7 protein-coding genes are annotated in these 13,365 nt (G+C 72.1%); 6 read left to right on the top strand and 1 reads right to left on the bottom strand.

The features are described from left to right. Nucleotides 1–51 precede the first annotated feature (51 nt). Nucleotides 52–207, top strand: coding sequence for a hypothetical protein (locus BMX74_RS43680; RefSeq protein ID WP_176573538.1), 156 nt, complete (start codon nt 52–54; stop codon nt 205–207). 4,417 nt (nt 208–4,624) lie between these two features. Here BMX74_RS43680 and BMX74_RS00185 read toward each other — a convergent pair. Continuing rightward, nucleotides 4,625–5,935 (bottom strand): KamA family radical SAM protein, encoded by a 1,311-nt coding sequence (locus BMX74_RS00185; protein ID WP_055507628.1) that lies wholly within the window; start codon nt 5,933–5,935, stop codon nt 4,625–4,627. Between the two features lie 176 nt (nt 5,936–6,111). Here BMX74_RS00185 and BMX74_RS00180 point away from each other — a divergent pair, with 176 nt between their 5' ends. From BMX74_RS00180 to BMX74_RS00160, 5 genes are all read left to right on the top strand, one after another. Beyond that, nucleotides 6,112–6,669, top strand: a complete 558-nt coding sequence (locus tag BMX74_RS00180) for a DUF1707 domain-containing protein (protein ID WP_055507626.1) — start codon at nt 6,112–6,114, stop codon at nt 6,667–6,669. Nucleotides 6,670–6,811: 142 nt separating this feature from the next. After that, on the top strand, nt 6,812–7,831 hold the full coding sequence (plsX, locus tag BMX74_RS00175; RefSeq protein ID WP_143078502.1) for a phosphate acyltransferase PlsX: 1,020 nt from the start codon (nt 6,812–6,814) through the stop codon (nt 7,829–7,831). A gap of 43 nt (nt 7,832–7,874) precedes the next feature. After that, nucleotides 7,875–10,202 (top strand): HAD-IC family P-type ATPase, encoded by a 2,328-nt coding sequence (locus BMX74_RS00170; RefSeq protein ID WP_091097401.1) that lies wholly within the window; start codon nt 7,875–7,877, stop codon nt 10,200–10,202. Further along, nucleotides 10,199–11,926, top strand: a complete 1,728-nt coding sequence (gene argS, locus BMX74_RS00165; protein ID WP_055507622.1) for an arginine--tRNA ligase — start codon at nt 10,199–10,201, stop codon at nt 11,924–11,926. The genes BMX74_RS00170 and argS overlap by 4 nt, the downstream gene beginning before the upstream one ends. A 120-nt stretch (nt 11,927–12,046) precedes the next feature. Beyond that, complete coding sequence (locus tag BMX74_RS00160; RefSeq protein ID WP_256256706.1) at nt 12,047–13,363, top strand: hypothetical protein; 1,317 nt, start codon at nt 12,047–12,049, stop codon at nt 13,361–13,363. Nucleotides 13,364–13,365 lie beyond the last annotated feature (2 nt).

Below are 13,365 nucleotides of genomic sequence, written 5' to 3'. Positions count from 1 at the left end.
CATTCGAACGCGGATTCGAACTGAGGAACGGTGATGGAGTGGGGGCGCGCGATGGGAGAACTGTCAGCCGCGATCGACTGCCTGGCCACCGAGGACGTGACGGAGATTCCCCCGATGCAGCTCGCCGAGCAGCTCCTTGAGCTGCACTGGCAGATGGCCAGGCTCCAGGCGCAGATAGCCCGCCGCACGGGCGTACGGCTGCCGTAACCAACGACACGACCACCCAAGCGCCGCCTACCCCCGGGGCCTGGCGGCGCTGCCACACCCCGCGGCCACGGAGGCTGGAACCTCAGGCCGCAGCACCGACGGGGCGAAGGGGGAAGAGGGAGGGAAGAAGGGCGAGAGCCCTGAAGAACATGGGGAAACGCCGCCGACCCCGGTCGGAGCCGGCGGCGCCGGACCGCGCAGCACCCCCACCCCGCACACCCTCCCCACCTCGCAGCACGTCGCCGAGCACACCACCCCGCAGTCAGCTACGGCTTCCCCGCCACACGAGGCTCCGGCCAACGCCACGGGACACCAGCCCAGCGCAGCCGCCCCGAAACACGGCGCCGCAGCCCAGCAGTGCCGGCCAGCCACCCCCAGTACGGCGCCACCGACCAGCGGCATCACACCCCCGCCCTGGATCAGCGGCGCGGCGAACAGCAGGGGCGCGAGCCCATGCGCCCGCGCCCCAACCGAACCCGCACAGATCCACCCTGGGCCGCGGCCAGAGCACGGACGGATCCACGGAGGCCCGGCCAGGGCGTGGACAGATCCACCGAGGCAGGGCCAGGGCGTGGACGTTTCCACGGAGGCCCGGCCAGGGCGTGGACGTTTCCACGGAGGCCCGGCCAGGACGCGGACAGATCCGCCGAGGCACGGACGGATCCACCATGGCACGGCCGGGGGACGGGGCGCATCCGCCCGCCCCTCCCCGAGACGCACCACTCCCAGGCGACTCCGCGACTCCCACGCGCTCCTCACCTGGCATGCGTCTGGCCTACGTCTGGCCTGCGTCCGGCATGCGTATGGCATGCGTATGGCATGCGTCGAATGCCACCGGCACTCGGCACCTCATCGGCACGGCGGCATGCCCGCCACTCAGCGACGGATCCAGCACCCCAGGACCCGTAGTCACGCCATCACGCCATCACGCCGTCGCCGGGCACCTGCGGCAGCACGATGACGCCACGTCCGGCACGTCCGGTCCCCGGGGCCCCGGCACCAGAGACCCCGCGAACCACCACACCGAACCCCGCACCAACGCCCCGCCACTCAGCCCGACGCCGCCTCATGACAACGGAGCAGGCCGCCTTCAAACACCCCCGGCACACGCACGCGCGATCACGCCGGCCGGTGTGGAGCAGGCCCCGGAGCCTCGACACCTGAAGCCCCCGGAACCGCCACACCGAACCCTGCGGCAGCGCCCAGCCACTCGGCACGACGCCATCCCGCGCCGCACACACGGCCTTCGCCCCCGGCACACACACGCGCGATCACCCCAGGCCAGTGCAGAACAGTTCGGAGGCCTCGACACCTGAGACCCGCACAAACCGCCACACCAAACCCCGCAGGCGTCCACGCTTGGAGCACCCAGTCACACCGGGATCACCGGGTCCCACAAGCGACCTTCCGGGACGTCCTACTCACGGCTTCCGGGACGTGCCCGCGCCTTCACCGTGCCTTCACCGTGCCTCCGGCACCTGGTGGCACGGTTCCCGCGCGGAAACGATCCGGGCAGGCCGCCGGCGCGACTAGGCTCTCGCCTCCCGCCGCGCCTCCGAACCGGAGACCGCAGCCGACGCGACACCCGTACGCCATCCCGACACGGCACCCAAGACCCGCCCCGGCAGGGCATCCCGAGGGACGCCCGAGGCCCGCCCCGACACGGCATCCGTACGGACGCCCCTGCCCCGGTCCGACACAGCGCCCGTCGCCCCTCCCCGCACGGCGTCCCGGCGGGCGTCCAAGGTTCGCACGGACTCCGAAGCCAGAGCCGAAGCCGGGGCAGGAGCAGGAGCTGGGGCGGAGGGCGGCTTTGGCACCGAGCCGCGCCCGGTCGCCTTGCCATGCCGCCCCAGGACGGCGGACCGACTGCCCTGAGACGGACCCAGGGCAACACCGGACCGACCGCCCTCAGACGCCATCCCCTGCCCAACGCCAGGGCGACCACCCTGAACCACCGATCCCTGCCCGCCACCAGGACGGCCACCCTGGGACGGGCCAGAGACAGCACCAGGCCTGCCAGCGCGGGACGGACGCGCGACGCTCCCGGGCCTGCCGCCATGCGACGGACCGGATACAGCACCCGGCCTGCCACCCCGCCCCTGCTGCGATTCCGAGACCGGCCTCATGACGGGGCCCGCATCCTGCCCCTGTCCCAGGGACGTGATTGGGCCCGCGCCCTGGCCCGAGCCCGACACACCACCCGGTCTAGCTCCCTTGGACACCGTCCCCTGCCCACCGCCAGGACGGCCAGCCTGCGACGAGCCAGAGACCGCACCAGGCCTGCCACCGCGCGACGGGCCCGAGATCACACCCGGCCGACCGCCCTGAGACGAGCCTGAACCGGCGCTCTGGCCCTGCCCGGAGGCGTCAGCTGGGCGACCGCCCTGAGGCACCGATCCCTGGCCGCCACCAGGACGGCTGCCCTGGGACGAGCCGGAGACGGCACCGGGCCTGCCACCGCGCGACGGACGCGACACAGCACCAGGCCTGCCGCCCTGAGACGGGCCTGAACCAGCGTTCTGGCCCTGCCCAGAGACGCCAGCTGGACGACCACCCTGAGGCACCGATCCCTGGCCGCCACCAGGACGGCCGCCCTGGGACGAGCCGGAGACGGCACCGGGCCTGCCACCGGGCGACGGACGCGACGCAACACCAGGCCTGCCGCCCTGAGACGGGCCTGAACCAGCGTTCTGGCCCTGCCCGGAGGCGTCAGCTGGGCGACCGCCCTGAGGCACCGATCCCTGGCCGCCACCAGGACGGCCACCCTGAGACGGGCCTGAGGCGGTGGTCGGGGTGTCGTCCCGGCTTGGTTCCGGGGCTGGGGCTGGGGCGGGGTTCTGGTCAGTTGCCGGATTGGTGCCGGTGTGGGTGTCCTGAGACGTCGCCTCCTGGCCTGAGCCGGGTTGGGCGACTGGTTGTCCGGCCTGGTGGCCCTGGCTTGCCCCCACCTGGCTCGGTTGGCCCTGGCCCTGGCTGGGCTGGGCCTGGGTCCGACCCTGGGTTGGCTGGGCCTGGGTTGGCTGGGTGGCCGCTTCAGTGGTGGCCTGGGGCGGGTCAGGGTCCGGGTCGAAGGTGGGGTTGGCAGGTCGGAACCGGGCCGGAGCCATGAGGTGTCTCACGGCAGGGGCCGGTCGGCGAGCGACACCCGGTCGGGTCGCCGGAGCCGGCCGAGGTGCGGGGACGGCGCGCGAGCCTTCGCTCTGCCGGCCCTTGCCTCCTCCGCCGCCCAGCCCTCCGAGCAGTCCGCCCAGCAGCCCCAGTGGGCTGCCACCTCCGGCCCCGGCGAGCGCGCCCCCACCGACCGCCCCGAGCGGGCCGCCACCTCCTGTGACCGCCCCAAGCGGGCCGCTTCCTGCGACTGCGCCGAGCGGGCTGCCACCTCCTGTAACCGCCCCGAGCGGGCCGCCGCCTCCTGCGACCGTCCCGAGCGGGCCGCTTCCTGTGACTGGGCTCAGCGGGCTGTGGCCGCCGGTTGGGGCGGGCTTGCCGCTTCTTCCGGTGGCCGGCCCCTGGCCGACCGGGACGCCGGTAGGCGTCCCTCGCTTGGGCGGGGCGCTGGTCGCTCGTCCCGGATCGCCGAGACCGGCGGTGGCCTCTCCTCCGTTCCCGGGAGCGCCCCTGAGCCGCCCCGGAATGCCGAGGGCGCCGACGGCCCCTCCGGGCGATCCGAGGACGCCGGCAGCCCCTTCCGGAGATCCGAGGACGCCGACGGCCCCTCTCGACGTTCCAAGAGGGGCGATGGGCCCTTGTGGAGTGAGAAGGGCGGGGATGAGGGCCGTGGGTGGGGTGGACAGCACTTCCGTGCCCAGCGGGGCGGACGCGGCCGTGGTCGCGGCCGGCAGGGTGGCTGTGGCCCCGGGAGTGGCTGTTCCCGGGGGCGGTTGCAGTGGGACGGTTGTCCCGGCTGCGGCTCCCTGGGGGCCGTTCGCAGGGGGGCCGTCCGTCGGGGTGGTTCCCGCGGTGGGGGCGCCTTCGGCGTGGGCAGGCGGCGACAGGGCCGCCACCAGCCCGAAGGCCGTGACGGCCGCCGCCGCCTTGACTGTTCGACGCATGATTGCCTTCCCGGCTCGTGATCGATCGCTCTCCACTGCCGTGGACGGGCGGATCGACAACCCAGAAAGCCGGCGCGCACACGCTATGGGCACCACAGGGAGCGTGCCGTTCCGGCCGAGCTACCCGAGCATTTCTAGCACCGGCGAACAAGGCGTCGCAGGCGCATGAATGCCCATGTGGAAGGGGTTTGCAGGTCGGTTACCGAGCCAACGGGAAAGGGTCGCGCCACGCGGCGAACGTGTTATCGATGGAATTTGTCTGCGATATTCGCGGGGTTCGGGAAAGGAGCCCGCACGGCCCGTGTCAAGGGTCGCGAAAACCGCTGTCGGCGGCCGCGCGGGCGTGGTATCCGGGCGTCCGGTCAGGCTGCCGGAGGAGCGGGTTCGTACGGGAAGTGGTCGGCGAAGGCCGGGCGCAGGTCGGACAGCCACACGGCCGACGGGTCGTACTTGGCGAAGAACGGCCGCCCGACCAGGGCGGGGTCGCGGGCCTGGATGAAGTGGAGCGCGAAGACCTTCTCCCCCGCGATCTCGGTGACGCCGTCGACGCAGACCTTGCCCGGCGTCGCGGACATGGAGGGCCCGCGCACGGTGCGGCAGAGCCCGGAGACGGACGAGTAGGCGTCCCTGAAGATCTCGTACGCCCGCCCGAGCGGCACCGCGAAGTAGTCCTGAGGACCGGTGTCGCGTTCGACGAACATGTAGTACGGGATGAGCCCCATGCGGAGTTGCCGGCGCCACATGCCGGACCAGACGGAGGGGTCGTCGTTGATGGAGCGGATGAGGGGCGCCTGGGTCCTGATGGTGGCCCCGCTGGCGAGTATCCGTTGGACGGCGGTCTCGACGCGGGACGATTCCAGTTCGCGCGGGTGCGAGAAGTGGGCCATGAACGCGAGGTTCTTGCCCGACTGGACGACCTGTTCGAACAGGCCGAGCGTGGCGTCGGCGTCGGGGTCGGTGGTGAAGCGCTGCGGCCAGTAGGCGAGCGCCTTGGTGCCGATCCTGATGGATTCGAGCTGGTCGAGTTCGAGCAGCGGTTCGATGTAGCGGCGGATGACCGGCTCACCCATGATCATGGCGTCGCCGCCGGTGATCAGAACGCTGGTGACCTCGGGGTGCCGCCGGATGTAGGCGACCATCCTGTCGATGTCGTCGGAGGCGAACTTGAGGTCGGCGTCGCCGACGAACTGGGCCCACCGGAAGCAGTAGGTGCAGTACGCGTGACAGGTCTGCCCCTGTTTGGGGAAGAACAGCACGGTCTCCGGATACTTGTGCTGCATGCCGGGGACGGGCTCGTTCTCAAGCTTGGGAACGTTGAGCTCCATCTGTCCGGCGGGGTGTGGGTTGAGCCGGGCGCGGATGCGGTTGGCCTCCGCCTGGATCTCGGCGTTGGGCGCCTCGGCCTTCAGCAGGTCGGCCAGCAGCGCGACCTCCTCGGCGGGGAGCATGTCCTCCTGCGGAAAGACCAGCCGGTAGATCGGGTCGTCGGGCGCAGCCGACCAGTCGATGAGTTCGTCCACGACGTAGGCGTTCGTCCGGAAGGGCAGCACCGTGGCGACGGCGCGAACCCTGAGCCGTTCGTCGTCTGCGAGCCCCGCGCGACGCAGGAGCTCATCCAGGTGCTTGGACGTGTACGCACGGAAACGCCGGGTTCCCGCTTCGTTCAAGATCACTAGGCCTTTCCCATCTTTTTTGTTTGATCGGATGTAAACCTCACGACCCCGTCGCGCGTCTACGGTCTTAATATCCGGACGCTCCCACGGCGGTTTTCGGTTCCGCCGGACGCCAAATTTCTGCGGAAGCAGCACGAACACTCGCGACATATCGCGTTTCGGCGTACACTCCTCACGTGACCGACGTTCCTGATCTGCGCGCCTCGGACACCGACCGGGACCGCGTGGCCGCGATCCTCGGCGAGGCACTCGCCACCGGAAGACTCACCAGCGTCGAGCACGCCGACCGGCTGGAGGCCGCCTACGCGGCGAAGACGGTGGGCGAGCTCGTCCCCATCACCCGCGACCTGCCCGAAGTGCCCACCTCTGGCGTCCCCGCCGGCATCGAGCAGCAGGTCATCGACTCCACGTTCAGCAAGATCGTGCGCAAGGGGCGCTGGGTGGCGTCCAGGCACACGAGGCTGTCGGCCAGGTTCGGCGCCCTGATCATCGACCTGTCCGACGCCGTGCTGCCGGGCAGGGAGATCACCATCGAGACCGACGCCCGGTTCAGCAAGATGATCGTCCGCGTGCCCGACAACGCCAACGTCATCGACGAGGGCGCCTCCGTCTTCGGCAAGCGCAACGTCACCGGCGGCTCGCAGGCCGACGGCCCGATCATCCGCGTCACCGGCAGGTCGATGTTCTCCAAGGTGATCGTCTCGCGCGGCGTCAGCGACTGGAACCTGCACTAGCGACTGGACGGCCCCGTACGGGGAACTAAGTGGGTCTGCCCTGGGGTTAGCCTGACACCTGCCTTGCCTACGATGCGGACATACCGAGCCCGCGTTCCGGCCAAGCCGTGGCGGCGGGCTCGCATGCCGTACGAGGTGATCAGTGTCAGAGAGCAGGCCCGTCGCGCTCGACGCCATGGGCGGCGACCACGCCCCTCACGAGATCGTGGCCGGTGCCGTGCACGCCGTGCGGGAGCGGGGGCTCTCGGTGGTGCTCGTCGGCTCGCCCAGGGTGCTGTACGAGGCGCTCGCCGACCACGACGCGACCAACGACGTGCCGATCGTACGGGCCGAGGAGGCCCTCGCCATGGACGAGGGGGCGCTGGCCAGCCTGCGCCGCCCCCGGTCGAGCATCGCGGTCGCCTGCCACCTGGTGCGCAGGGGCGACGCCTGCGCGGTCGTGTCGGCGGGCTCCACGGCGGGCGTCGTCGCCACGGGACGCCTCAGGCTCAAGCCGCAGCAGGGCGTGCTGCGCCCGGCCATCGCGGTCGCGCTGCCGACCGTCCCGACGCCCACGGTGCTGCTGGACGCCGGCGCGAACGCCGAGGTCAAGCCCGAGGCGCTGGTGCAGTTCGCGCACCTCGGCACGGCCTACGCCGAGCTGGCGTTCGGCGTCGAGCACCCCCGGGTGGGCCTGCTGACGATCGGCAGCGAGGCCGAGAAGGGCAACAAGCTCGTCAAACGCGCGCACGAGCTGCTGGAGGGCTCGCCCGGCGTCCGCTTCATCGGCAACGTCGAGGGCTACGACCTGCTGGCGGGCAAGGCGGACGTCATCGTCACCGACGGCTTCACCGGCAACGTGGCGCTCAAGACCATGGAGGGGGCCGTCCGCTACGCGTTCGGCGAGCTGCGCACCTCCATCGGCTCCGGACGCCTGGCCAGGCTCGGCGCGCTGCTGCAGCGCTCGCGCCTGCGCGAGCTGCGCCGCCGCCTCGACGCCGAGGCGCACGGCGGCGCGGTGCTGCTCGGGCTGAACGGCACGGTCGTCATCGCGCACGGCTCGTCGCGGGCCCCGGCGATCAGCGCCGCCTGCCAGCTCGCCGCCGACCTCGCCAAGGGCGGCGTCGTCGCCCGCATCGGGGAGCGCGTCAACGCCGTTCCCCGCCACCACAGGCGCTGGTGAACCCGTAAGGTGGTGAGGCGATCCACGAGGACGGGGGGTTTGCGTGGACGGCATCACCTCGGCGCACGGGCTCACCTCTGAGCAGGGGCTCACCTCGGCGCAGGCGGCGGCGGCGAAGACCAACCGCGTGCCGCGCCGGTCGAGCAGGTCGCTGAGCGCGATCGTCAGGGCGAACGTCTTCACCCTGTTCAACCTGGTCATCGGCGTGCTCTGGGCGCTCATCCTGATCTTCGGCGAGTGGCAGGACGGCCTGTTCGGCCTGGTCATCGTCGCCAACGCGCTCATCGGCATCGTCCAGGAGGTGCGGGCCAAGCGCATGCTCGACAGGCTCGCCGTGGTCAACGAGGCGCCGGTGCGGGTGCGCCGCGACGGCGAGGAGCGGCTCGTCCACCCGCACGAGGTGGTGCTCGGCGACCTGATCCTGCTCGGCGCGGGCGACCGGCTGCTGGTCGACGGCGAGGTCGTCAGGTCCGAGGGGCTGGAGGTGGACGAGTCGCTGCTGACCGGCGAGGCCGACCCGGTGCACAAGCACGCGGGCGACCAGGTGCTGTCGGGCAGCTTCGCCGTGGCGGGCTCGGGCGCGTTCGTGGCGACGCGGGTGGGCACCGACGCGTACGCGGTGAAGCTGGCCGAGGAGGCGAGCAGGTTCCACCTCGCCCACTCCGAGCTGCGCGAGGGCGTCGCGAACTTCATCAAGTACATCACCTGGCTGGTCATCCCGATCGGCGCGCTGCTCATCTACAGCCAGCTCAAGCACTCGGCCGACTTCGGCACCGCCATCACGGGCGCGGTCGCGGGCATCGTCACCATGATCCCGGAGGGTCTGGTGCTGATGACGTCGATCGCCTTCGCCGTCGGCGTGGTCAGGCTCGGCAGGCGCAGGTGCCTGGTGCAGGAGCTGCCCGCGATCGAGGGCCTGGCCAGGGTGGACGTCCTGTGCCTCGACAAGACCGGCACCCTCACCGCGGGCGGCATGGAGCTGGAGCAGGTGCTGCCGCTGCGCGACGGCGAGCCCGTGGAGGAGGCGCTCGCGGCCGTCGCCGGGCTCGACGACCACCCCAACCCCACCGCGCAGGCCATCCGCGCCCACTACCGCGACCGGTCCGACGGCTGGACGGCCCGCGAGACCGTCCCCTTCTCCTCGGCGCGCAAGTGGAGCGGGGCCGACTTCGGCGAGCGGGGCGCGTGGGTGCTCGGCGCGCCCGACGTGCTCCTCCAGGAGGGCGAGGGCTACCGCAGGTCGGCCGAGCTGGCCGCCACGGGCACGCGCGTGCTCGCGCTGTGCCGCGCCGACAGCCTGGCGACGCCGGGCGAGGGCGGCCCGGTCGAGGCGGTGGCGCTGGTCACGCTCAAGCAGCGCATCAGGCCCGACGCCCACGAGACGCTGCGTTACTTCGCCAAGCAGGGCGTCACGGTCAAGGTGATCTCCGGCGACAACCCCGAGGCGGTCTCCGCGATCGCCGTCGGGCTCGGCATCCCGGGGGGCGACCGCGCCGTCGACGCCCGCGCATTACCGGACGACGACGAGGCGAAGCTGGGCGAGCTGCTCGACGCGAACACGGTGTTCGGCCGGGTGACGCCGCAGCAGAAGCGCAGGTTCGTCAGCGCGCTGCAGGCGAGGGGCCACACGGTGGCGATGACCGGCGACGGCGTCAACGACGTGCTGGCGCTCAAGGACGCCGACCTCGGGATCGCCATGGGGGCGGGCAGCCCGGCCACCAAGGCGGTGGCGCAGGTGGTGCTGCTCGACAACAAGTTCGCCACGCTGCCGTACGTCGTGGGCGAGGGGCGCAGGGTGCTCGCCAACATCGAGCGGGTCTCCAACCTGTTCCTCACGAAGACCTTCTACGCGATCGTGCTCTCGCTGCTGGTCGGCGTCGCCGGGGTCATGTTCCCCTTCGCGCCCCGGCACTCCACCCTGGTCAACGCCCTGACGATCGGCGTCCCCGCGTTCTTCCTGGCGCTCGCGCCCACGTTCGAGCGCTCGAAGCCGGGGTTCGTGCCGCGGGTGCTGCGCTTCGCGGTGCCGGCGGGGGTGCTGTGCGCGGGCGCGGTGCTGCTGTCGTTCTGGGCGGTGCACACCGGTACGTCCACGCTGGTCGAGGACCAGACGTCGGCGGTGATCACGCTGTTCCTCACGACCTGGTGGGTGCTGGTGCTCATCGCCAGGCCGCTCACCTGGTGGCGGGCCGGGCTGGTCGGGGCCATGGCGGTGCTGTTCGTGATCGCGCTGTCGATCCCGTTCGTCCAGGACTTCTTCGCGCTCCAGCCCGACGACGCGGTCAACGATCTGATCGCCGTCGGCATCTCGCTGGTGGCCGCCGCCGCGATCAGCGTCGCGGTGAAGGTCGCCGGTACCCTTAGACCATGACCGACCCGCAGAAAGTGCTCACCGAGCGCGTCCAGCAGGCGCTGGCCGCGGCGTTCGGCGCCGAGCACGCCGACGCAGACCCGCTGATCCGGCCCTCCCAGTTCGCCGACTTCCAGGCGAACGTCGCGATGAGCCTGGCCAAGCGGCTGCGACGATCCCCGCGGGAGGTCGCCGAGGCGATCAGGGCGGAGCTTTCCGGCTTCCCCGGCACGGTCGAGGTGAGCGGGCCCGGCTTCCTCAACATCACGCTGTCCGATGAGTGGATCGAGTCCGAGGCGGGCCGGATGCTGGCCGACCCGCGCCTCGGCGTGGGCACGATCACGCCGGCCCAGACCGTCGTGATCGACTACTCCGCGCCGAACGCGGCCAAGGAGATGCACGTCGGCCACCTGCGCACCACGATCGTGGGCGACTCGCTGGCCCGGCTGAACGAGCACCTCGGCAACAAGGTCGTCAGGCAGAACCACCTGGGCGACTGGGGCACGCCGTTCGGCATGCTCATCGAGCACCTGCTCGACATCGGCGAGGAGGCCGCGGTCGCGCAGCTCGAAGCCGGTCAGGGCACCGAGTTCTACCAGGCGGCGCGGGCCAAGTTCGACGGCGACGAGTCGTTCAAGCTGCGCTCGCGGGTCCGGGTGACCACGCTGCAGTCGGGCGACCCCGACACGATGCGGCTCTGGCACGTCTTCATGGACGCCACCGTCCGCTACTTCAACAAGGTCTACGACATGCTCGGCGTCACGCTGACCGACGCCGACATCGCGGGCGAGAGCATGTACAACCCCATGCTGGAGAAGACCTGCGACGACCTGCAGGAGTCCGGCGCGGCGGTGATCAGCGAGGGCGCGCTGTGCGTGTTCCCGCCCGGCTTCACCGGCTCCGACGACCGGCCGCTGCCGCTCATCGTCAGGAAGAGCGACGGCGGCTACGGTTACGCCAGCACCGACATGGCGGCGGTCCGCTACCGGGTCCACGATCTGAAGTCCGACCGCATCCTGTACGTCGTCGGCGCCGACCAGGCGCTGCACTTCCGCATGGTGTTCGCCGCCGCGCGGATGGCCGGGTGGCTGCCCGACACGGTGTCGGCCGAGCACGTCCAGATCGGCATGATGCTGGGCAAGGACGGCCGCAGGTTCAAGACCCGCTCCGGCGAGTCCATCAAGCTGATGGACCTCCTGCAGGAGGCCGTCGACCGCGCCACGGCGGCCATCGCCGAGCGCGGCTACGACGAGGCCACCCGCGACGAGATCGCGCTGGCGGTCGGCATGGGCGCGGTGAAGTACGCCGACCTGTCGGTGAGCCACGACAGCGAGTACGTCTTCGACTTCGACCGCATGCTCGGCTTCACCGGCAACACCGGGCCGTACATGCAGTACGCCACCGCCCGCATCCGCTCGATCTTCCGCAAGGCCGGCCTCGACCCGGCCGACGCGCAGGGTCCGATCAGGCTGCCGGAGGCGGCCGAGCGGGCGCTGGGCCTGCACCTGCTGGGCTTCGGCGAGCTGATCTCCCAGGTCACCGAGGCCTGTGAGCCGCACCGGCTCTGCGCGTTCCTCTTCGAGACGGCCAGCCTGTTCAGCACGTTCTACGAGCAGTGCCCGGTGGTCAAGGAAGGGGTCGACGAGGAGACGCGGGCGCGCAGGCTCGCGCTGTGCCTGCTCACGCTCCGCGTGCTGGAGACGGGGCTCGACCTTCTGGGCGTCCCCGTCCCCGAGCGCATGTAACACCCGGTTGGCTCGAAGTCTCCCGTTCCGCCGTGGGCGCGCCTCCACCGAGGAGGCGCGCCCCAACGGCTAGGCTTTACGCGGTCATGAACTGAGGCCGAAATGGGGGAGTTCTCTGCCTTGAGCACGGACCTGACTGCGAACCCCCAGGCAGCTACGGAAGTCCACCGTTACGCTGAGGCACTGCTCACGCACCTGGCGGCGAACGGCACCGCTCCGCCCGCCGCACCCGGCTTCCGCGACGTCCCCGGTCACTGGCTGCCACCCGCGGTCGAGGCGCTGGTCGCGATCCTCGCCGGCGACGACCCGCTGGAGCCGCTGAGCAGGGCCGCGGGTCGCGACCAGCAGCGCACCGCGCTCTTCCTGTGCCTGGCGCTGGCGGTGTCCGGGCACGGCACCCGCATCCACGCCTCCTGGCTCGGCACCGCGTTCGGCGAGCTGTCGCTCGACCGTCCGGTCACCCACGGCCAGCGGGCGCTGTGGCTGGCCGCCGCGCGCGGCGCGTACGGGCCGGCCGGCAAGATCTTCGTGCTGCGCAAGCTGGACGCCCTCGCGGTGGGCGAGCACGCCGACCCCGAGCAGTGGGTGCAGGCGCTCATCCCCGGCGAGCCGGCGGTGGTGGTGCCTGCGTCGCTGGTCGACTTCCCCGAGATGGCGGAGATCCCCGAGCTGGCCAGGCCCGCGCAGGCGGCGGCCCGCCTGGGGCGGCTGCGCAAGCGGTGCGCCGAGATCACGTCGGCCCGGCAGGCCGACCACGGGAGCGGCGCGGGCGGCTCCGCCGCGGCGTCGGCCGAGGACGAGCCGGTCGTGGTGCTGCGCTCGCTGATCGGCCCCACGCGGCCGGCCGGTCCGATGGCCTCGCTCAACGCGTACCTGCTGGAGGACCTGCGGCCGGGGGCCGACCCGCATCTCGCGGCGATCGCCCTGCATGTGGCCGCGCCGATCCTGCGCGGCGTGGCGGAGGAGCTGGAGGCCGACAGCCGGCTGGCCCCGCCCGACACGATCACGGTGCCGCTGCTCGGCCACCGGATCCTGCTGCGTCCCGAGGGGCCCGACGCGGGCTCGCTGGAGGCCGCCGAGCAGGCGATCGTCGCCGAGGGCCACGCCCCCAGGGGGCGGCCGTGGACGGTGATCGCGCCGGCCGTGGCGGCGGTGGCCTGCCTGGCGGGCGCGGTGGCCGCCGGTGTGCTGCTGCTCGCGGTGGCGGGGGCCGCCCTGCTGGGTGTGGCGGGCTGGCTGGCCTGGCAGCGCCGCCAGGCCGCGGAGTCGGATGCCCGGTACGTGGCCGCGCGGGTCGGCGAGCTGAAGGAGCTCGCCGAGGGCGCGGTCTGGGCGCTGCACGCGTACGCCCGCGAAGCGGACACGCGCGCGAAGCAGGCCGCGGAGGACTCCGCCGAGCTCACCCGGCTCGTCCGTCGCGGCCCGCGCGCCGCCTAGCG

The organism is Nonomuraea pusilla (genome assembly GCF_900109355.1).
Lineage (GTDB): Bacteria > Actinomycetota > Actinomycetes > Streptosporangiales > Streptosporangiaceae > Nonomuraea > Nonomuraea pusilla.
This window is presented reverse-complemented; position numbering and strand designations above follow the sequence as displayed.

What these genes read in the sequence shown, in the direction of transcription:
- BMX74_RS43680 (WP_176573538.1), top strand. Translation starts at nt 52, where the DNA reads ATGGGAGAACTGTCAGCCGCGATCGACTGCCTGGCCACCGAGGACGTG.
- argS (WP_055507622.1), top strand. Translation starts at nt 10,199, where the DNA reads ATGACCGACCCGCAGAAAGTGCTCACCGAGCGCGTCCAGCAGGCGCTG.